The organism is Rhodovulum sp. PH10 (genome assembly GCF_000293785.1).
Lineage (GTDB): Bacteria > Pseudomonadota > Alphaproteobacteria > Rhizobiales > Xanthobacteraceae > Rhodoplanes.
The window spans coordinates 1-20,225 of sequence record NZ_AKZI01000029.1; the positions used below are offsets into that span (position 1 = coordinate 1).

At 70.1% G+C, this 20,225-nt stretch carries 16 protein-coding genes; all 16 read right to left on the reverse strand.

Features of this window, described 5'->3' with window-relative positions; genetic code table 11:
- Window positions 1–46: 46 nt before the first annotated feature.
- On the reverse strand, window positions 47–2,098 hold the full coding sequence (locus A33M_RS05645; RefSeq protein ID WP_008384482.1) for an elongation factor G: 2,052 nt from the start codon (window positions 2,096–2,098) through the stop codon (window positions 47–49).
- Window positions 2,099–2,349: 251 nt separating this feature from the next.
- Entirely contained in the window at window positions 2,350–2,841 is a 492-nt protein-coding gene (locus A33M_RS05650) for a DUF992 domain-containing protein (RefSeq protein ID WP_008384484.1), read from the reverse strand.
- Window positions 2,842–3,165: 324 nt separating this feature from the next.
- A complete protein-coding gene (locus A33M_RS05655) occupies window positions 3,166–4,368 on the reverse strand; it encodes a pyridoxal phosphate-dependent aminotransferase (protein WP_008384486.1) in 1,203 nt (400 codons plus the stop codon).
- 291 nt (window positions 4,369–4,659) lie between these two features.
- The gene (locus A33M_RS05660; RefSeq protein ID WP_008384488.1) at window positions 4,660–5,013 is read right to left on the reverse strand and encodes a cytochrome C oxidase subunit IV family protein; all 354 of its coding nucleotides are present in this window, start codon (window positions 5,011–5,013) and stop codon (window positions 4,660–4,662) included.
- Window positions 5,010–5,657: a cytochrome c oxidase subunit 3 gene (locus A33M_RS05665; protein WP_008384490.1), complete on the reverse strand. Its 648-nt coding sequence runs from the start codon at window positions 5,655–5,657 to the stop codon at window positions 5,010–5,012. The genes A33M_RS05660 and A33M_RS05665 overlap by 4 nt, the downstream gene beginning before the upstream one ends.
- Window positions 5,654–7,333 carry a cytochrome c oxidase subunit I gene (locus A33M_RS05670; RefSeq protein WP_008384492.1) on the reverse strand — a complete coding sequence of 560 codons (1,680 nt, stop codon included), beginning with the start codon at window positions 7,331–7,333 and terminating at the stop codon, window positions 5,654–5,656. The genes A33M_RS05665 and A33M_RS05670 overlap by 4 nt, the downstream gene beginning before the upstream one ends.
- A gap of 100 nt (window positions 7,334–7,433) precedes the next feature.
- A complete protein-coding gene (gene coxB, locus A33M_RS05675; RefSeq protein ID WP_008384494.1) occupies window positions 7,434–8,477 on the reverse strand; it encodes a cytochrome c oxidase subunit II in 1,044 nt (347 codons plus the stop codon).
- Window positions 8,474–9,316: an SCO family protein gene (locus tag A33M_RS05680; protein WP_202801802.1), complete on the reverse strand. Its 843-nt coding sequence runs from the start codon at window positions 9,314–9,316 to the stop codon at window positions 8,474–8,476. The genes coxB and A33M_RS05680 overlap by 4 nt, the downstream gene beginning before the upstream one ends.
- Window positions 9,313–10,914 carry a hypothetical protein gene (locus A33M_RS23430; RefSeq protein ID WP_008384498.1) on the reverse strand — a complete coding sequence of 534 codons (1,602 nt, stop codon included), beginning with the start codon at window positions 10,912–10,914 and terminating at the stop codon, window positions 9,313–9,315. Before A33M_RS23430 ends, A33M_RS05680 begins: the two co-directional genes overlap by 4 nt.
- A complete protein-coding gene (locus tag A33M_RS05690) occupies window positions 10,911–11,456 on the reverse strand; it encodes a c-type cytochrome (RefSeq protein ID WP_040619475.1) in 546 nt (181 codons plus the stop codon). Before A33M_RS05690 ends, A33M_RS23430 begins: the two co-directional genes overlap by 4 nt.
- Complete coding sequence (locus A33M_RS05695) at window positions 11,453–11,986, reverse strand: DUF3341 domain-containing protein (protein ID WP_008384502.1); 534 nt, start codon at window positions 11,984–11,986, stop codon at window positions 11,453–11,455. Before A33M_RS05695 ends, A33M_RS05690 begins: the two co-directional genes overlap by 4 nt.
- Entirely contained in the window at window positions 11,983–13,338 is a 1,356-nt protein-coding gene (nrfD, locus tag A33M_RS23435) for an NrfD/PsrC family molybdoenzyme membrane anchor subunit (protein ID WP_008384504.1), read from the reverse strand. The genes A33M_RS05695 and nrfD overlap by 4 nt, the downstream gene beginning before the upstream one ends.
- Entirely contained in the window at window positions 13,335–16,202 is a 2,868-nt protein-coding gene (locus A33M_RS23440; RefSeq protein WP_008384507.1) for a 4Fe-4S dicluster domain-containing protein, read from the reverse strand. The genes nrfD and A33M_RS23440 overlap by 4 nt, the downstream gene beginning before the upstream one ends.
- A complete protein-coding gene (locus A33M_RS05710; protein ID WP_008384508.1) occupies window positions 16,190–16,843 on the reverse strand; it encodes a cytochrome c3 family protein in 654 nt (217 codons plus the stop codon). Before A33M_RS05710 ends, A33M_RS23440 begins: the two co-directional genes overlap by 13 nt.
- A 195-nt stretch (window positions 16,844–17,038) precedes the next feature.
- Window positions 17,039–18,832 (reverse strand): thiamine pyrophosphate-requiring protein, encoded by a 1,794-nt coding sequence (locus tag A33M_RS05715; RefSeq protein WP_008384510.1) that lies wholly within the window; start codon window positions 18,830–18,832, stop codon window positions 17,039–17,041.
- Window positions 18,829–19,932: an SDR family oxidoreductase gene (locus tag A33M_RS05720; protein ID WP_008384512.1), complete on the reverse strand. Its 1,104-nt coding sequence runs from the start codon at window positions 19,930–19,932 to the stop codon at window positions 18,829–18,831. The genes A33M_RS05715 and A33M_RS05720 overlap by 4 nt, the downstream gene beginning before the upstream one ends.
- Window positions 19,933–20,225: the final 293 nt, after the last annotated feature.

Genomic DNA, 20,225 nt, shown 5'->3' on the forward strand with positions numbered 1-20,225 from the left:
TGCGGAGTGCTCCTCGGGACGAGGTCGGACTCTGTCGCCGTTGGTATTACTCCGCGGCTTTTCTGGCGGCGACGATCTGGTCGGCCGGACGGCCGGTCAGCTCGGCCATGTGGTCGAACTGGAAGGTGAAGGTGCCGACGCCGGCGGTCGCCGAGCGGACCTCGACGATCAGATCGCCGATCTCGGATTCCGGCATCAACGCCTTGACCGCGTCCCAGCCCTCCCAGCCGTCGCGGGTGTCGAAGCCGAGGATCTGGCCGCGCCGGCCCGACAGGATCGCGTTGATCTTGGCGGTGGCCTCGGTCGGGCAGACGATCTCGACCTGGTGGATCGGCTCGAGCAGCACCGGCTGGCACTGCGGCAGCGCCTCGACGATGCCGATGCGGCCGGCGGTGCGGAACGCCATGTCGGACGAATCGACCGTGTGGTACGAGCCGTCGATCAGCGCCACCGCGATGTCGACCACCGGGAAGCCGAGCGGCCCCTCCTGGAGCGCGTCCTTCACGCCTTCCTCGACCGAGGGGATGTAGTTGCGCGGCACCACGCCGCCGGTGATCCGCTCCGAGAACTGGAAGCCCGAGCTGCGCGGCAGCGGCGAGATCTCCAGCACCACGTCGCCGAACTGGCCGTGCCCGCCGGACTGCTTCTTGTGGCGGCCGCGCTGGGTGACGCACTTCTTGATGGTCTCGCGATAGCCGACGCTCGGCTTGTGCCGCTCGATGGCGACGCCGAAGCGGTCGGCGAGGCGCTCGGTGGCGACCCGCAGATGCATCTCGCCCTGGCCCCACAGGATCACCTCGTGGGTGTCCTGGTGCTGCACGACGGTGATCGAGGGATCCTCGTCGACCAGCTTGGCGAGCGCCTGGCCGAGCTTGACGTCGTCCTTCCGCTCGCGCGCCTTGAGGGCGATGTTGATCACCGGCGAGGGCGGCTTCGGCTCGGCGATCGCCGGATGCGCCTGCTTGCCGGTCGACAGAGTGTCGCCGGTCTTGGCGCCGTCGAGCTTGGCGAGCGCGACGGTCTCGCCGAGGCTCGCGGGCCCGCGCTTCTCGGGGGTGATGCCGGTCAGCTTGAACACGCCGGCGACCCGCCCGACCTCGTCGCCGGAGGGCGATTGCAGCACGGTCGAATCGGAGATCTGGCCGCCCAGCACGCGGGCGACCGACAGCTTGCCGCCGTGCGTGGTGTGGAAGGTCTTCATCACGTAGGCGACCGCCTCGTTGCCGGCCTCGACGCCGAGCCGCGCGGCCGTCTGCGCCGGGCCTGGCGCCTCGTGACGCAGCGCCTTGAGCAGACGCAGCACGCCGTTGGTGCGGCTCGCGACGCCCATCAGCATCGGGCAGACCTGGCGGTCGCGCATCTCCTTGCGGAGGTCGTCGAACACCTGGTCGCGCGGCGGGGCGATGTCCTCGAGCAGCTTCTCCATCAGCGAGTCGTCGTGGTCGGCGAGCGTCTCGAGCATCGAGAAGCGCGCCTCCTTCTCGTCGTCCAGCGTGCGGCCTTCGAGCGGGATCACCTCGGAGGGCTGGTTCTCGCGGTAGACGAAGGCGCGCTCGAGCGCGAGGTCGACGAAGCCGGTCACCGCCTCGCCCTCGACGATCGGGAGCTGGCGCAGCAGCAGCGGCACGCGCGACGCGGGCTGCAACAGCTTCAGCGCGTCGGTCAGCCGGGTGTCGGCCTTGTCGATCTTGTTGAGGAAGAGGATGTGGGGAACGTTCAGCTCCTCGAGCTCGCGCAGAATGAGCTGGAGCTGCGGCACCTTCTTCTCGTCCGCCTCGCACACCACGATGGCGGCGTCGACGGCCGGCAGGGCGGCGCGCATGTCGTGCACGAACTCGACCGAGCCGGGGCAGTCGATGAAGGTGTAGGACTCGTCCATGAAGGTGGTGGTCGCGAGGGTGACCTCCACGCTCATCTTGTGATCACGGGCCTCCTTGCTGGCGTCGCCGACGCTGGTGCCGGCATCGACCGCACCCTGACGGCCGATGGCACCGGTGCGGGCGAGAATCGCCTCCAGAAGCGTCGTCTTGCCGCTCTGGAACGGCCCGACGATCGCAATGCACCGGGGGCCTGTGGGGCCGCCTCCGTTGTCTCCCATATCCTGCCTCCATCGAGGACGCTCGGCCCGGACGGGCCGAGGCAGTCGGTTCAGGCTCGGACCGGCAATGGCTTGCCGCTCCTCGTGAATGTTCGGATCGTGCGGGGGCGCTGAACCACGCTCCGCGAACGGCTCCGGCGTGACGCGCGAGGAGCCGCCGCGGCCGAGCCAGCGGGCAGCCGGGCGGCTCGCGCGAAGTCGCCGGCCATGCGCCGCGGGAAATCCCTTCCGCGGGTGTCGGAACGCTGCGGCTAGCGCACGAACTGGAGTTCGAGGCCAGCGACGCCGGCAGCGATGTTCACGCCCGCCTGACCCTGAACCGAAACCGGTTGAAGCGCAACACTTCGGTCGTTGCCGCCGACCAGCACGTTGGCGCCGAGCCCGGCGACCACCGAGGCTTCCGCGCTCGCGCCCGCGTAAGCGCCGGCCAGCGCGCCCGCCGGGCGGTCGGTCGGCGACCACACCATCCACACCATCACGCCGCCGGTGGTGGCGCCGAGATCGAGGCCGATGCGGGTGATGCTGCCGGTATAGGTCTCGACCGGGCCGTGCCGGGTCGGCGTGAAGGTGCAGTAGACCTGCTTCTTGGAGCCGATGATCAGGCCGATGCCGGCGGAGACGTCGCACGACAAGCTGCCCGCCTGCACGCGCTCGCGCGGCGGCCGGTTCTGGGCGGATGCGGTCGTCGTCGCGACGGCGAGAGCGAGGCCGACCGTGGCGAGGCCGGCGAAAAGGCTGCGCATGAAGAGTACCCCCCGGGTTCGAGGGTCGTCGCGCCGTCTCCGCGCCGCTCCGGACACCGGCCGGGTCGGGTGACCGGCGCCTCCGGGCCGCGGGGCCGCCGCCACGGCCCGTCGCGCCGCATCGGCGCCGCGGCATCTTAGGGCACGGGATCTTGCGAGTCCCCGGTGTTTTTCGCCGCATCGCAGCGCATGGGCGAGGCTTCGGGGCAGGGGAGCGGGAGGCGCGGCCGGCGTCCGCTCGGAGGGGCGAACCAGCGAAAAAACGCCGGCCGCACGCGGCGGCCGGCTTGCTGCTCGTTGCTCTCGCGCGCTGCGGCGCCGCGGTCAGCGGAGATTGGCGCAGAACCGCTGGATGCGCTCGCAGGCCGCCTTCAGCGTGTCGGTCGAGGCGGCGTAGGAGATGCGGAAGTTCGGGCCGTGGCCGAACGCCGAGCCCTGCACCACCGCGACGCCCTCGGCCTCGAGCAGCTCGGTGACGAAGTCGTCGTCGGTCGCGATCGTGTTGCCGGTCGGCGCCGTCTTGCCGATCGTGCCGGCGCACGACGGGAAGACGTAGAACGCGCCCTCCGGCACCGGGCAGTCGATGCCCTTCGCCTGGTTGAGCATCGAGACGACCAGATCGCGGCGCTGCTTGAACACCTCGTTGTGCGCCGCGATGAAGTCCTGCGGCCCGTTCAGCGCCTCCACCGAGGCCCACTGCGCGATCGAGTTCGGGTTCGAGGTCGACTGCGACTGGACCACCGCCATCGCCTTGATCAGCGGCGTCGGCCCGCCGGCGAAGCCGATCCGCCAGCCGGTCATGCAATAGGCCTTGGAGACGCCGTTCACCGTCAGCGTGCGGTCGAAGATGCCGGGCTCGACCTGCGCCGGGGTGGTGAACGCGAAGCCGTCATAGACGAGGTGCTCGTACATGTCGTCGGTCATCACCCACACGTGCGGGTGACGCAGCACGACGTCGGTGAGCGCATTCAGCTCGGCGCGCGTGTAGGCGGCGCCGCTCGGGTTCGAGGGCGAGTTGAGCAGCAGCCACTTGGTCTTCGGCGTGATCGCCCGCTCCAGCACCTCGGGCGTCAGCTTGAAGCCGGACTCCTGCGTAGTCGGCACGCTCACCGGGGTGCCGCCGGCCAGCAGCACCATCTCCGGATAGCTCACCCAATACGGCGCCGGGATGATCACCTCGTCACCCGGGTTCAGCGTGGCGACGAAGGCGTTGTACAGAACCTGCTTGCCGCCGGTGCCGACCGAGATTTCCGCCGGCTTGTAGGTCAGGCCGTTCTCGCGCTCGAACTTCGCGGCGATCGCCGCCTTCAGCTCGGGGATGCCGTCGACGTTGGTATACTTTGTCTTACCATCGCGGATGGCCTTGATGGCGGCCTCCTTGATGGTGTCCGGCGTGTCGAAGTCGGGCTCGCCCGAGCCCAGGCCGATGACGTCGCGACCGGCCGCTTTGAGGGCGCGCGCCTTGTCGGCCACCGCGATGGTGGCGGACGGCTTGATGCGGGCGAGCGAGTCGGCGAGGAAGGCCATCGAAGTTCTCCAGATCGGTCCAAGCGGGGCTTTCCGGGCCCGCTACGGGCGCCCCCCGGGCGCTCCGGCCGGGTGTTGGACCACAATTGCCGAGAGCCGGCAACGGGGAACGCGCCTTTGGCGGCGATTCCGGCGGCCCGGGCACGAAAATTCCGCATGTGCGGTTCTTTTTGGTCGCGGCCCGGCCGGCGCCTCCGGACGGGCCGGATGACCCGGGCCGGGCCGGGCGGAGCAGTCGGGCGGCCGCCGGCCATCGGCCTCCGCTTGCGACGTCCGGCGGATCGAGCCCGCTCAGCCGGCGCCGGGCGGAACGGCGGTGGCGCCCCAGCCGTCGAACATCCGCGTCAGCACGTCGGCGAGCGTGAGGGTGAACATCACCAGCACGAAGGCGATGCCGGCGACCGCCGCGAGCCGCATCAGCGTGCGCGACCTGAGGAGCTCCATGAAGAACAGCCCGACCACCGTCGCCTTGGCGACGGCGACGCCGATGCCGATCACGGTGTTGAAGGCGCCGAGCGGCACATAGGCGGTCACCAGCGAGGTGACGAGCAGCGCCTGCAGCGCCGCCCAGACCGCGAGATTGCGTCGCCACAGATGGCGGACGACGTCGCGCGCCGCGCCGGCCTCGTCTTGCGTTCCGCTCATCCGGTCGCCCTCCCGGGCAGGTAGATCAGCGGGTAGACGAAGATCCACACGATGTCGACGAAGTGCCAGTAGAGGCCGGCGACCTCGATCTGCGGGTTTTTCTCCACCTTCATCCGGCGGGTCGCCGCCATGATCCACAGCCGCGAGATCAGCACGATGCCGACGCTGACATGGATCGCGTGAACCCCGGTGATGATCCAGTACAGCGCGAAGAAGATCTGCGCCCCGCGCTCGACGATCGCGAAATCTCGGCCCGGCACCAGGTGCTTCTCGACGTCCTCGCGGTACTCGAACCCCTTCACCACCAGGAAGGCGAGCGCGAGCAGCACGGTGGCGCCGAGGCACCACACCACCAGCCGGTGCAGCGCGGCCTCGCCCTCGGCGGCGGCCTGCGAGGCCACCGCCATGGTCAGGCTCGAGGTCAGCAGGATCGCGGTGTTGAGGGTGCCGTAGAACACGTCGGTCTCGCGCCCCGCCGCCACGAAACCCGCCGGGTTCTCGATCCGGCCGATCGCGTAAGTGAGAAACAGTGCGCCGAAGAACAGCGCCTCGGTGGCGAGAAACACCCAGATGCCGAAGGTCGCGCCCTCGCGCTGGCGCGAGACGCGGGCCCAGGGTTCCTGAAGGATCTCGGTGTCGCTCATCGCAGATCCCGTTCGTGCTGATGCACCGGCCGCGAGCCGATCCCGGCCGAGGCGCCCTGCGGGTGATAGTCGTACGGATCGTGATCGACCCGCGGCTCGTGATCGAAGTTCTTCGGCGGCGGCGGCGACGTCGTGCTCCATTCGAGCCCTGTCGCGTCCCACGGATTGTTGCCGGCCTTGCGCCCGTAGAACAGCGACCAGGTGAAGTAGCCGAGCGGCAGCAGATAGGCGGCGGCGAGGATCGCGGCGCCCGACGACGACATCACGTTGTAGACCTGAAACTCCGGCGGATAGGTCGCATAGCGGCGCGGCATGCCGAGATAGCCGGCGACGAACTGCGGGAAGAAGGTGAGGTTGAAGCCGAAATACATCAGAAGCGCGGCGAACCGCGCCCAGCTCTCCGGATAGAGCCGGCCGGTCGCCTTCGGCCACCAGAAATGCAGCGCCGCGAAGAACGCCGACACCGAGCCGCCGACCATGATGTAATGAAAATGGGCGACCACGAAATAGGTGTCGGTGACGTGGATGTCGATCGGAATGGAGGCGAGAAACAGCCCCGACAGGCCGCCGGTGGTGAACAGCCCGACGAAGCCGAGCGCATACAGCATCGGCGACTCGAAGGTGATCTGGCCGCGATAGAGCGACGCCGTCCAGTTGAACACTTTTATGGCGGACGGCACCGCGATGATGAAGGACAGGAGCGAGAAGATCAGGCTCGCGAACGGCGACTGGCCCGACACGAACATGTGGTGGCCCCACACGAAGAAGCCGAGTCCGGCGATCGCGACGATCGCATAGACCATGAACTGATAGCCGAAGATGCGGCGGCGGGCGAAGCACGGGATGATCTCCGACACCACGCCCATCGCCGGCAGCACCATGATGTAGACGGCCGGGTGCGAGTAGAACCAGAACAGATGCTGAAACAGGATCGGGTCGCCGCCGCGCGCCGGATCGAAGATCGGCAGGCCGAGCCAGCGCTCGGCGATCACCAGCAGGAGCGAGATCGCCAGCACCGGCGTCGCCAGCGCAATGACGATGCTGGTCGCATAGATCGACCACACGAACAGCGGCAGCCGGAACCAGGTCATGCCCGGCGCGCGCAGCAGATGGACGGTGGTGATCATGTTGACGGCGGTGGCGATGGTGGAGAAGCCGACCGTGAACACCCCGAACGCCGCCGCCAGCACGTAGGAGTTCGAGAACATCGTCGAGTAGGGGGTGTAGAAGGTCCAGCCGGTGTCCACCCCACCGGCGATCACGGCGTAGATCGTGAACACGCCGGCGATCACGTTGATGTACCAGCTCATGAGATTGAGCCGCGGGAAGGCGACGTCGGGCGCGCCGATCATCAGCGGCACCAGAAAGTTTCCCATCACCGTCGGGATCGACGGCACCAGGAAGAACCACACCATGACGATGCCGTGGAACGAGAACAGCCGGTTGTAGGTGTCGTTCGAGAACAGGTCGCCATTCGGCGTGAACAGCTCGAGCCGCACCAGCGCGATCGCGGCGCCGGCGAGAAAGAAGAAGAACGTGATGGTGATCGCATAGAGAATGGCGATGCGCTTGTGGTCCGTGGTGGTCAGCCAGGACAGCACCGTGCGCCCCTCCCGCAGATAGTCGGGACGTTCTCCGAGCGGCAGTTCGCCGGCGACGAGCGTGTCGGTGGTCATGGCGCGCGATCCTGGTGGACGATGTGAGACCGGATGATCCCGGACGGTTCCGGTCCGGAGAGGCCGGAGGGGCCGGGGATGGGCGAGGCCGCGATCACCGTCATCGCCCGCCTCCCGTCGGCCGGGTGGTCGGGCCGGCCGGATCGGCGGCCTCGGCGGCCTCGGCGGCATTGGCGGCGCCGCCGCTCGGCGGTGCGGTCGGCGCGGCGGGCGCCCCTCCGACGGTGCCGAGCGAGCGGATATAGGCGGTCAGGCTCTCGATCTCGCCGTCGTCGAGCAGCCCCGAATAGCTCGGCATGATCGGCCGATAGCCGGCGGCGACGTCGCGGTTCGGCTGCAGCATCGAGTCGCGGATATAGGCCTCGTCGGCCACCGCCGTGCGTCCGTCGGCGAGCGGGATGCGCCGTCCGTAGAGGCCGGGGAAGCGCGGCGCGTGCACGTTCGAGCTCTCCGCATGGCAGCCCGAGCAGCCGCGCGAGACGAACAGCTCGGCGCCGCGCCGCGCGAGGTCGTCACCCTCCGGCCGGGCGGCGAGCCACTCGGCGAAATCCTTCTGGCGCATCACGATCACCTCGCCGCGCATCCGCGAATGATCGGTGCCGCAATATTCGGCGCACAAGAGCTTGAAGGTGCCGAGCTTGGTCGCCTTGAACCAGGTTTCCGTTCGCAGGCCCGGCACCACGTCCTGCTTGATGCGGAACGCCGGCACGAAGAAGGAGTGAATCACGTCCTGCGACTCGAGCGTCAGCGTGATCGGCGTGTCGATCGGCACCCGCAGCGTGTCGATCTGGCGCACGCCGTTCGGGTACTGGAACTTCCACATCCACTGCTTGGCGACGACGTTGACCCGGTAGGAGTCCTTCGGCGGCACCAGCACCTCGATATTGACCGAAGCCGCCCACCAGAACAGGAAGAGGAACAGGAGCGCGGTCGCGAACGTCCAGCCGATCTCGAACTCGCGGCGGAAGAACTCCGGCATCGGCCCGCGGTCGGCCGACGAGGCGCGGCGATAGCGGATGCCGAAGCCGATGATCAGCCCGAACACCAGCGCGCTGATCAACAGCGAGATGATCAGCAGCGCGAGGAAGATGGTGTCGATCTGGGCGGCCCGATCGGAGGCCTCGATCGGCATGAACATGCTCATCGCGCTCTCCTGTGCGGTCGGGTCGCGCGCATCATCAGGCCGATCGCCCCCGCCATCACCAGCACGGTCAGGCCGCCGGCGATCTGCAGAATGCGGGCGATCGAGGCGGTGTAGATGCCCTTGGCCGGGTCGAAGCCGTAGCAGAGCAGCGTCAGCCGGCCGAGCACGCCGCCGACCCGTCCCTCGCCGGCATCGAGCAGCGCGAGCCGCAGGTCGGTCGGGCCGAGCGCGAGCGACGACAGCATGCGGGCGATCCGCCCGTCCGCGGTGACGGCGAGCACGCCGTTCGGGTGGGCGAAGGCGTCGTTCTCCGGATCGCGGACATAGTGGTAGCCGATCGCGTCGGTGAGCGTGCGGATCGCCGCGGCGTCGCCGGTCAGCGCCCGCACGCCGCGCAGCAGCGCCGGATTGCCGACCCGTGCCGAGACGAATTTCTTCGCCTCCGCACCGGTGTCGGTCGGGTCGAGGCCGAACAGCACCAGCCGGAAATCGTCGCCCGCCGTGAGCCCGGTCTCGCCGAGCGTCGCGGCGACGATCGACAGCGCCGGGCCGCAGGTCGTCTTGCACTCGTAGTCGGCCGGCAGCAGCAGCGCGGCCTTGTCGCCGATCGCCGCGCCGAGCGTGGTCGGCCGGCCATCGGCGTCGCGCATCGTCAGGCCGAGCGGCAGATGGGCGTTCGGCGGCGGCGAGAACCCGACGCCCGACAGCGCGTCCTGGCTCAATCCCGCCGCCGCCGGCAGTGGCGCGAGCACGATCAGGCAAGCGACCGGAAGAGCGAGCAGGCGGCGCGCCGCGCGCTGGTCTGTTCGGCCGAACCGAAGCCGCGGAGAAAGGTTCATCGGTCGTCTCCCGCGCGGCTGCCGGGGGTCGGGGTGATCTCGGGTTGCTCGAGCGCGCGGTAGGCGTCGGCGCCACGCGCTGTGATCGCCCGCATGGCCTCGTCGATCGGGATGCGGGCGATGCCGCGATCGCGGTCGACCCAGGCATAGCCGTCGAGCGTCGCGCGCTGGGCGGCGAGGAAGCGGTCGAGATCCTCGGTCGGCGAGATCTGCAGGCGCGGCGGGGCGGGATGGACCGCGGGCGAAGCGACGTAGCCGCCCATCACCTGGAACAGATAGACGTAGCCACCGATCAGGCACACCGCGACGAAGGCGAAGAAGCCGAACAGCGTGACGAGCACCGGCCGGCCGGCGATGGCGGGTGATTCCGGCGTCGCCCGGTCGGTCATCTCGTCGGTCGGCGCCTCCTCGTGGTCCTCGTGCTCCTCCTGCTCGGCCTCGCGGGATGCGGGTGCGGTCTCCTCCGGCCGAGCGCGAAAATAGACGGCGATCGAGGCGGCCGACAGCGCCAGGAACGCGGCGAGCCCGAGCGGCCGTTCGGCTTCGCGCCTCGGCTCCTCGTCGTCCAGGACGGCGTCGTGGGCGGGCACCACCACCACCGCGAGGCTCGCCAGCACCAGCACGGCGAGGCCGAGCGCGGCCGGCACGAGTGTCGCCGGCACGAGTGTCGCCGGCGCGTCCGGCCAGGACGGCGCGATCAGCCAAACGGTGTGGATCGCCAGCGCGCCGAGCACCAGCGCGCCCGCCGTCCGCAGCCCGGCCGTGGTCTCGCGCACGCTCGCGCTCGTCAGCATCGCGAGCGCCGCCACGGCGAGCGCCGCGGCGACGCCGATCGCGATCCCCCAGCCGCCGCTGCGGTCGAGATACCACGCCGCCTTGTAGGGCAGGTCGCCGTACCAGGCGACGATGAAGCTCATCAGCTCGAGATAGACGACGCCGAGCACGCCCATCATCACCAGCCCGGCGAGATCGGAGGTGCCGCGGCCGAGCCGGCGCGGCGCGATCACCGCCGCGACCGCCAGGGCGATGAGGATCTGCCGCGCCGCGGTGAGCATCCCGAACGCGGTCGAGACGTAGTCGGGCGCGACCGACAAGAACCAGTCGACCGCGATCGCGCTCACCGCGAGCCCGTGAAAGACGAGGCCGAGCGCGGCGATCAGACGATTGCCGCGGCCGAGGCCGAACAGCACGCCGAGCACCGACCAGCCGACCAGCGCGACCGCGGCCCGCACCAGGAAGAACGGCACGTTCAGATAGTGCGCCTGGACGTCGTGCGGGATCGAGCCCGGTACCGCGGCCCACGGATAGAGCGCGGGCAGCGTCAGGGCGATCGGAACGAAGGCGAGGGCGGCGAGCGGCACCAGGAGCGCGCCCGCCCGCAGCAGCGGGGCGAGCCGGTCGCCCCAGCGTCCGGCGGTGAGGGTGTGGATCATCACCAGCGCCAGGCTGCCGAGGGGGAAGCCGCACCACAGCGCGAATGCCAGCAAGAATCCGCGGGCGAGCACATCGGGCGGAGCGAGCCACCACCACACGGCGAGGGCGATCAGCGCGGCGGCGAGTGCTGCACCGATGCGCGAAAGGATCGCGGCGGCGCTCACGGCAGCTTCTCCCGCGCGTTCGGCAGATCGGCGACCTGCGCGTTTCGCGACATCTGCAGGGCGCGGACATAGGCGACGATCGCCCAGCGGTCGCGCGGCGGCACACGCGCCGCATAGGAATACATCACGCCGTATCCGTTGGTGATCACGTCGAAGACATGGCGGGCGGGCGCCGCCCGCAGCCGCTTGGTGTGATAGGACGGTGGCTTCGGAAAGCCGCGCTGGACGATCATGCCGTCGCCGTCGCCGCCGAGCCCGTGGCATGGCGCGCAATAGATGGCGTAGCGCTCCTGCCCGCGGGCGAGCAGGGCGGCGTCGACCGGCGGCGGCGTCTCGATGGCGGCGGTGCGGTCGCGGTCGCTCTGCGCGACCGTGCCGTCCGGCAGCTGCCGCGCCTCGCTGTGGTCGCGCCACAGCGCCGCCTTCTCGAAGGTCCGGTAGCGCTTCTGATCGACCATGGATCCCGAGCAGCCGGCGAGCAGCAGCGTCGCGACGGCGAGGCCCACCAGGGGCGGGGTCGTGCGGAGGCGGGTGCGTCTCATTGCCGGCGCACCTCCGTGACGACCCGCGCGCCGGCGTCCTCCAGCACGTGGCGCAGCGCGGTGCCGTCCTGGTCGGACGCCGCCGCCTCGGCGAGCAGGAAGAAGCGGTCCTGGGTCGCCCGCTCGAAGCCCGGTACGGCGAACAGCGGATCGTGCAGGCGGGGCAGGCCGCAGCTCCAGAACAGGGCGACGAGCCCCGCGAGCGCGGCGGTGAACATGCCGATCTCGAACGGCACCAGCAGGAAGACCGGCCAGGAATGCAGCGGCCGGCCGCCGGTGTTCATCGGATAGGCGATCACCGCGCTGTACCACTGCAGCAGATAGGCGGCGATCGCCACCGCGAGGCCGACCATCAGCATCACGAGCCGGAGCGGCGCGCGCGACGGGCCGATCTCCTCGGCGAGCCCCTCGACCGGATAGGGCGTGAAGGCATCGACCACGCGATGCCCGGCGCGGCGCACGGTGGGGACGGCGCGGCGCAGCGCCTCGGGCGTGGTGAACTCGGCGAGCATTTTTCCTTGCCCGATCATGTCGCGCCCTCCCGGTGGGCGAGGCGCCTCACCTCGTACATCGACACCGCCGGCACGATCCGCATCAGGATCAGATAGAGAAACACGAACAGCCCGAGCGGCCCGACCAGAAAGATCCAGTCCCACAGGGTCGGCTGAAACACCCGCCACATCGGCACCGCGTGGCCGTGCGACAGCGTGTTCCACACGATCAGGATGCGCTCGATCCACATGCCGACCAGGATCACGGCGGCGATCGCCGCCACCGCCGGCACGCTGCGGCGCACGCGGCGCAGCCACAGCGCCTGCGGGATCAGCGCGTTGCAGAGAAGCTGCGCCCAGTAGACGGGGGCGTAGTCGCCGGTGAACATGTAGGCGACCAGCGCGCGGTCGGCCGCCTCGCCGCCGTACCACGCCATGAACCACTCGTTCGCATAGGAGTAGGTCATCACGAACGAGCTCGCGAGAATGATTTTCGCCATCGCGTCGAAATGGTCGAGCGTGATCATCGCCTCGAGGTGCAGCGCCCAGCGCATCACCACGGTGACCAGCAGCACCATCGCGAAACCGGAGAAGATCGCGCCGACCACGAAATAGGGCGGATAGATGCTCTCCTGCCAGCCGGGCATCAGGCTCGCCGCGAAGTCGAGGCCGACGATCGAGTGGACCGAGACGACCAAGGGCGTCGCCATCGCCGCCAGCGTGACGTGGAGCGTGCGCTGCAGCCGCCAGTGCCTTGCCGAGCCGCGCCAGCCGAAGGCGAGGAAGCCGTAGAACACCTGGCTCGCGCGGCGCGTGGCGCGATCGCGCATGGTGGCGAGGTCGGGCAGCAGGCCGACATAGAGAAACAGGATCGAGAACAGGAGATAGCTGAAAATCGCCCAGAAATCCCACACCAGGGCGCTGCGCCACTGCGGCCACAGCGCCATCGTGTTGGGGTAGGGCGCGAGCCAGTAGAAATATTGCGGGCGGCCGAGATGGAGGATCGGGAAGACGCCGGAGATCGCCACCGCCAGCACCGTCATGGTCTCGGCGAAGCGGTTGATGGAGCTGCGCCACTCCTGGCGCGTCAGCACCAGGATCGAGGAGATCAGCGTGCCGCCGCTGCCGATCGCCACCCACCAGACGTAATTGGCGATCGCATAGCCCCATACGACGGTGGTGTTGATGCCGTAGATGCCGATCCCGCCGACGAACAGATAGAGGATCGCCCCGGCGGTCAGCGCGAAGAACAGGAAGCTGACGCCGAGCGCGATCCACCAGCGCTTGCCGGGCCTGTGCATCAGCAACGGGTCGACCACCGTCGCGGTCACCTCGGCGTCGGGCAGGCGCGGGGCGGCGAGCCAGCGGTGCGGCAGCGCGGTGTCCGTCACGACTCGTGCTCCAAATCCGGGTCGGGATTGCGGATGTCGGCGAGGTAGGTGGTGCGCGGCCGGGTGCCGAGATGGCCGAGCAGCGCGTAGTGCCGCTCGTCCTTCTTCAGGCCGGTCACCGCGGCGCCGTCGTCCTTCAGGTCGCCGAACACGATCGCCCGCGTCGGGCAGGCGGTCTGGCAGGCGGTGCGCACCTCGTCGCGGGCGAGCGTGCGGTCCTCCTGCTCGGCGGCGCGCCGGGCGGCGCTGATGCGCTGGACACAGTAGGTGCACTTCTCCATCACCCCGCGGGCGCGCACCGTCACCTCCGGGTTCTTCTGCGCCTTGTAGGGCTCGAGCCCGAGATTGGCGTATTCCTGGCCGTCGGCGTAGCCGAAGAAGTTGAAGCGCCGCACCTTGTAGGGGCAGTTCGCCTCGCAGAAGCGGGTGCCGATGCAGCGGTTGTAGACCTGCACGTTGAGGCCCTCGCCGTCGTGCACCGAGGCGGCGACCGGGCACACCGGCTCGCACGGCGCGTGCTCGCACTGCATGCAGGGCACCGGCTGAAAGCCGCGCCGCGCGTCTTCGGGCGGGCCGTGGTCGTAGACGTCGACGCGCAGCCAGTGCATCTCGCGCCCGCGCGAAATCTCCTCGGGGCCGACCACCGGCACGTTGTTCTCGGCCTGGCAGGCGACCACGCAGGCGTTGCAGCCGATGCACAGCGCGTTGTCGATCACCATCGCCCAGGCGTGATCGGCGGGCGGGATCGGCCGGTCGGGCAAAAAGGTCGGCAGCGGGCCGGTCGAGAGATCGACTTTTCCGGCGCCGAGCGTCGCGGCGGCGAGCACCGGAAACATGTCTTCGGCGCGCTCGGTCTCGTCCACCGGGTGGCGGGTGATCAGCAGCTCCTCGTGCTCGTCGGTGGCTTCGAGCGTCGCGTCGGCGATCCGCCACGGTGAGCCGGAGGTGCGCAGCCGGTAGGCGTTTGCGCCGATGTCGGCACCGATCGGCCCGGTGCGCCATCGCCCGTAGCCGAGCGTCAGGCTCACCACGCCGTCGGCGTGGCCGGGCTCGATCGCCACCGGCGCCTCGACGTGTTGCGCGCCGGCGCGCAGCCGCACCACGTCGCCCTGGGAGAGGCCGCGGCGCTCCGCTTCGGCGCGGCTCATGCCGAGCGCATTGCCCCACACCTGCTTGGTGAGCGGCTTCGGCAGCTCCTGCAGCCAGGCGTTGCCGGCAAATTCGCCGTCCCACAGCGAGGGGTCGGGCCGCAGCACCACCGTGGTGCCGGAGGGCATCGCCATCGGCGGCGCGAGGGGCAGGCGCGGCTCGCCGGCCTCGACCGGGCGGGCGGCGCTGTCCGGCACCACGCCGGCATGCAGCGCCTCGCGCCACCATGCCTCGAAGTCGCCGTCCGCCTGCGGCTGCCAGGTCGCGCGGACGATGTCGTGCGAGGAGGCCGGCGTTTCGCCCAACACGAGCGCCATCACCTCGTGCGCGGTGCGGGTCGCGTAGAGCGGCCGGATCAGCGGTTGGACGATGCCGGCGGTGCCGTCGACGGCGCGCAGATCCGACCAGCTTTCGAGCGGATGCGACAGCGGCACGTGCCAGGTGGCGAGCGCCGCGGTCTCGTCGACATGGCTGCGCGCGTGCAGGCGGAACGGCGCCCGCTTCATCGCGTCGGCGAAGGCGAGGTCGGCGGGCGCGGTGTAGACCGGGTTCGTCCCGATCATCACCAGCGTCTCGACCGTGCCCGCCTGCAGGGCATCGACCAGCGCCGCGAGCGGCGCCGGATCGTGCCCGGCCGCGCGGTCGGGCGGCTCGATCAGATCGAGCGGGGCGGCGAGGCGGGCATTGATCCAGTGCACCAGCGCGTGCGTCTCGGCCGGCAAGGTCTCGCCGGCGACCACGATCGCGTTGCCTTGGGAATCCTGCAGGGCGGCTGCGGCGGCCCGCAGAAACGCTTTCGCCGTCGGCGGCAGGCTCGCCTCGCGCAGGCCGGCGCCGAGCGCATTGGCGATCGCGACGGCGGCCTCGGCGATCAGCTCCGGCCGCAGCGCGAGGCGCTCGTCGGCCTTGGCGCCGGTGAGGGTGGGCGCCGCCTCGACGGCATAGAGGCGGACGAGGCCGTCCGGCCCCGGCACCAGCCGTTTCGCCAAGCCGCGGGCACAGCGGATGCGGTCCGGCCCCGGCCCGAGCGGGTCGGCGTCGAGCGTCAGCACCACGCGGGCGTCCTCGAAGCGCGGCAGGGCGCCGAGCGGCCGGCCGAACGCGAGCTCCGCGCCGGCGCGCTGGTCGCCCTCGGTCGGCTCGTGCACGTGCCATGTCGCGTCGGGATACCGCTCGAGCAGCGCCCCGATCTGGCGCAGCAGCGTCGGCGAGGAGATTCTGCCGGTGAGGAGCCGCACCCCTGCGCCGCCGCGCGCCGGCTCGCGCCCCATCGCGTCCGACACCGCGCGACGCACCTGCTCGAACGGGGCGATCTCGCCGTCCTTCAGCACGGTCTGCGAGCGCGCCGGATCGTAGAGCGACAGCACCGCCGCCTCGGCGAACGGATCGGTGGCGCCGAGGCTCGCGGGATGGCGCGGATTGCCCTCGATCTTGATCGGCCGCCCCTCGATCGACTTCACGATCATGCCGCGGCCGAACCCTGCGAGCGGCAGCGAGGTCGCGAAATACAACGGCTCGCCCGGCACCACCTTTTCGGGCTGGCGCACGTACGGGACGATCTCCTCCTCCGGTCGGCCGCAGCCGGCGACGCCGAGCGCGATGCTGGCGGCGAACATCCGCAACGCCTCGCGCCGGCTGAAGCCCGCCCGGCCGGCGGCGGAGGAGTGCGGTCCGCCTCGGCGGCGGGCGGTGTCGGTCGGGCTCATCGATGACATGTGGAGCAGTCCGTCAGGTGCCGCAGGCGGATGTGATACCGGACGGCGAGCCGCGCGCCCTGCTCGTCCTGGTCCTTCGGCGGCGTCCAGCCGAGATCGAAGATCGCGTTCTTCGGACGCAACGCCTTGGTCGGGTCGCGGTGGCAGTCGATGCACCACGCCATGGTGAGCGGTGCCGCCTGGCGGGTCAGCGGCATGCGGTCGATCCGGCCGTGGCAGGTGGTGCAGCCGACCCCGTTGTTCACGTGCGAGGAGTGGTCGAAATAGACGTAGCCCGGCAGATCGTAGACGCGCGTCCAGCGCAGCGGCTCGTCGCGCGCGAGGCTTTCGCGCACCGGCGCCAGCATCGCGGCGTTGGTCCAGATCTGCGAGTGACAGGTCATGCAGGTCTCGGTCGGCGGCATGCCGGCGAAACGCGATTTCTCCACCGAAGTGTGGCAGTAACGGCAGTCGAGCCCGAGCCCGCCGACATGGTGCGCATGGCTGAACGGCACCGGCTGGCGCGGGGTTCGGGCGTCCCCGGTCGTGTAGGAGGCGCGATGGAAGGCGTAGGCGAAGCCGACGCCGGCGAGCGGCGTCAACGCACCGAGCACGAGCAGCACCCGTGCGGTGGTGTCTGCTCCTTTACGGAAGATCTGCATTCAAGGTGCTTCTCCGAACGACCACGCTTCGGCAGGGCCGCAGCCATGCGACCCGAAAAATCTCGTCTCGAGCGCTGCTTTCGATCGTGCGCGGCGCGACGCGGACTGCTCCCCGCGCGCATCGACCCGAGCCCCGGATCCGAGCCCCGGATCCGGGCCGACACCCTTCGGCGCCGGCCCGGACGAGGCCGCGCGTCACTTCTTCTCGCCGGACGGCAGCACCGACGAGAGAACCTGGCGTGCGGTGTCGGCCACCATGTGCACCTGATCGGGGTCGACCTTGAGCAGCGTCGAGGTGAAGTTCTTCGCCTGCTTCAGCGTCACGTGCGGCGGCAGCGGCGGCACCTCGGGATCGGTCTTCACGTCGAGCACCACCGGCATGCCGGCGCCGAGCGCCTCGTCCCAGGCGGAGCCGAGCCGTGCCGGGTCGTCGACGAAGATGCCCTTCAGCCCGATGTCCCGCGCGAAGCGGTGATACGGCACGTTCGGAATCTTCTGCGAGGCGTCGAACCGCGGGTCGCCCTCCTGGATGCGCTGCTCCCAGGTGACCTGATTGAGATCCTCGTTGTTGAACACGCACACCACGAGCTGCGGGTTGGCCCAGCGCTTCCAGTATTTGGCGATCGTGATCAGCTCCGCCATGTTGTTCATCTGCATGGCGCCGTCGCCGACCAGCGCCACCACCGGCCGGTCCGGATGCGCGAATTTCGCGGCGATCGCGTAGGGCACCGCGGCGCCCATCGAGGCGAGGCCGCCCGACAGCGAGCACATCATGCCGCGCCGGATCTTCAGGTCACGCGCGTACCAGTTGGCGCACGAGCCGGAGTCCGACGTGATGATCGCCCGGTCGGGCAGGCGCGGCGACAGCTCCCACGCGACCCGCTGCGGATTGATCGGGTGAGCCTCGACCATCGCCCGATTCTCCAGCGTCTCCCACCAGGAGGCGACGTTCTTCTCGATGCGGTCGCGCCAGCGCCGGTCGGTCTTCTGCTTCAGGAGCGGCAGCAGCGCGGTCAAGGTCTCGGCGGCGTCGCCCGAAAGCTCCACCTCCATCGGGTAACGCAGGCCCAGCATGCCGGGATCGATGTCGATCTGCACGCCGCGCGCCTGGCCCTCCTTCGGCAAAAACTCCGAGTAGGGGAAGCCCGAGCCGATCATCAGAAAAGTGTCGCACTCGGTCATCAGGTCCCACGACGGCTCGGTGCCGAGCAGGCCGATCGAGCCGGTCACCCACGGCAGATCGTCCGGCAGCACGGCCTTGCCGAGCAGCGCCTTGGCGGCGCCGGCATTCAGCCGGTCGGCCACCGCGATCACCTCGTCGGTCGCCCGCAGCGCGCCGGCGCCAACCAAAATCGCGACCTTCTCGCCGGCGTTCAGCACGTCGGCGGCGCGCCGCAGATCGGCCTCGTAGGGCACCACCTTCGGTCGCGAGTAGCCGACCGAGGAGTGCACCGTGCCGTGCGCGCGGGCGGGCTCGGAATAGGGCACGTCCTGCAGGTCGTTCGGAAACACCAGCGCGGTGACCGCCCGGTCGCCCTGCGCGATGCGCATCGCCCGGTCGATCAGATGGCGGGTCTGCTGCGGCACCGCCGCCTGATGGACGAACGCCGAGGCGACGTCCTTGAAGGTGTTCTGCAGGTCGAGTTCCTGCTGATAATGTCCGCCGACCGCGGCGCGCGCCTGCTGGCCGGCGATCGCCAGCACCGGCATGTGATCCATCTTGGCGTCGTACAGGCCGGTGATCAGATGGGTGGCGCCGGGACCCGAGGTGGCGAGGCACACGCCGACCCGGCCGGTGAACTTGGCATAGGCGGAGGCCATGAAGGCCGCCATCTCCTCGTGGCGCACCTGCACGAACTCGAAGCGGTCGCCGGCGCGGTTCAGCGCGCCGAGCAGACCGTTGATGCCGTCGCCCGGATAGCCGAAGATCGTCTTCACGCCCCACGCGCCGAGCCGGTCCCATACGAAGTCGCCGACGGTCTTGCTCATGAGAAGAATCCTCTTGCCGTTTTCCGGTGGGGAAGCGCGCGGGCCGGGCGCGCGGCGTGGCCGATGCGTTTCGAGAGCCCGCCGTGCCCGAGACGCGGCGGCGGTGGCTTTCCGCGGCTCGCGCGGCCGAGCACGAAGGCGCCGGCGACCACGCCGAGAAGGCCGGCCAGGGCGCCGGCTCGCACCCACAGGGGATCGATCGTGCCGAGCGCGCTGAGCCGCTCGGAACGCGCCGAGAACCGGCCGCGCGGGCCGGGGTCGCCCGGCACCGGATCGAACAGGTTGTCGGGCGCGTTCGGGTCCTTGGTCTCGCCGGTCATCTGGCCGCTGTAGGCGGATTTCGCCAGGATGCGGTCGGCGAGGCCCGGCACCAGCATGGTGCCGACGATCGCCTTCAGCGCCGAGAAGCCGACCCACAGCTCGCGCGGCTTGGTATGGGCGGCGCGTACGATGGCGCGGGCGATCGCCTCCGGCTGGTGGATCGGCGGCACCGGCTGCACCTTGCTCGGCATGCGGTTGCGCGCCCAGTCGAACTGCGGCGTGTTGACGGCGGGAAGCTGCACCATCGTCACGTGGATGCGGCTGCCCTCGTGGGCGAGCTCGCTGCGCAAGGCGTCGGTGAAGCCGCGCACGGCGAATTTCGCCCCGCAATAGGCGGCCTGCAGCGGGATCGCGCGATAGCTCAACGCCGATCCCACCTGGACGATGGTGCCGCGATTGCGCGGCCGCATGCGGGCGAGCGCCGCCATGGTGCCGTGCACCTGGCCGAGATAGGTCACCTCGGTGACGCGGCGGAACTCCTCGGGGCTGATCTGGTGGATCGGCGCGAAGACGGTCGTCATCGCGTCGTTGACCCACACGTCGATCGGTCCGAGCTCGCGCTCGATGCGCTCGGCGGCGGCCTCGACCGCTTTTGCGTCGGCGACGTCGACCGACAGCGCCAACGCCTCGCCGCCGTGCTTGCGGACATCGCGGGCGACGGCGTCGAGCCGCTCCTTGCCGCGGGAGAGCAGGGCGACATTGTAGCCACGCCGGGCGAATTCGACCGCGGTGGCACGGCCGACACCGGCTCCGGCGCCGGTGATCACGACAGTGGCCATGGTTCTCCAATACGTCTTTCTTCCAGGGCGCCGCGGGCGGCGCCATCGGGTCACGGGAGCTGTGTCGGGACGCCGGCACGGCGGGATGGGCGCCGCGTCGTGCCGGACGGTTGGACAACCGCGCTCGCGCGGGATGGTTCGTGCAAATCGGCCGCGGAGGTACGTCACCGCACCGAGACGCCGGCCGCCCGCGACCGCCGTGCGCGATGCTCGTGCACGCGCCTTCGTGCGAGACCTTCGTGCGAAACCTTCGTGTCGGTCGGGCACGCGACCGAACGAAGCGTTAGCCGGCG

What these genes read in the sequence shown, in the direction of transcription:
- A33M_RS05645 (WP_008384482.1), bottom strand. Translation starts at nt 2,098, where the DNA reads ATGGGAGACAACGGAGGCGGCCCCACAGGCCCCCGGTGCATTGCGATC.
- A33M_RS05650 (WP_008384484.1), bottom strand. Translation starts at nt 2,841, where the DNA reads ATGCGCAGCCTTTTCGCCGGCCTCGCCACGGTCGGCCTCGCTCTCGCC.
- A33M_RS05655 (WP_008384486.1), bottom strand. Translation starts at nt 4,368, where the DNA reads ATGGCCTTCCTCGCCGACTCGCTCGCCCGCATCAAGCCGTCCGCCACC.
- A33M_RS05660 (WP_008384488.1), bottom strand. Translation starts at nt 5,013, where the DNA reads ATGAGCGGAACGCAAGACGAGGCCGGCGCGGCGCGCGACGTCGTCCGC.
- A33M_RS05665 (WP_008384490.1), bottom strand. Translation starts at nt 5,657, where the DNA reads ATGAGCGACACCGAGATCCTTCAGGAACCCTGGGCCCGCGTCTCGCGC.
- A33M_RS05670 (WP_008384492.1), bottom strand. Translation starts at nt 7,333, where the DNA reads ATGACCACCGACACGCTCGTCGCCGGCGAACTGCCGCTCGGAGAACGT.
- coxB (WP_008384494.1), bottom strand. Translation starts at nt 8,477, where the DNA reads ATGAGCATGTTCATGCCGATCGAGGCCTCCGATCGGGCCGCCCAGATC.
- A33M_RS05680 (WP_202801802.1), bottom strand. Translation starts at nt 9,316, where the DNA reads ATGAACCTTTCTCCGCGGCTTCGGTTCGGCCGAACAGACCAGCGCGCG.
- A33M_RS05690 (WP_040619475.1), bottom strand. Translation starts at nt 11,456, where the DNA reads ATGAGACGCACCCGCCTCCGCACGACCCCGCCCCTGGTGGGCCTCGCC.
- A33M_RS05695 (WP_008384502.1), bottom strand. Translation starts at nt 11,986, where the DNA reads ATGATCGGGCAAGGAAAAATGCTCGCCGAGTTCACCACGCCCGAGGCG.
- A33M_RS23440 (WP_008384507.1), bottom strand. Translation starts at nt 16,202, where the DNA reads ATGTCATCGATGAGCCCGACCGACACCGCCCGCCGCCGAGGCGGACCG.
- A33M_RS05710 (WP_008384508.1), bottom strand. Translation starts at nt 16,843, where the DNA reads ATGCAGATCTTCCGTAAAGGAGCAGACACCACCGCACGGGTGCTGCTC.
- A33M_RS05715 (WP_008384510.1), bottom strand. Translation starts at nt 18,832, where the DNA reads ATGAGCAAGACCGTCGGCGACTTCGTATGGGACCGGCTCGGCGCGTGG.
- A33M_RS05720 (WP_008384512.1), bottom strand. Translation starts at nt 19,932, where the DNA reads ATGGCCACTGTCGTGATCACCGGCGCCGGAGCCGGTGTCGGCCGTGCC.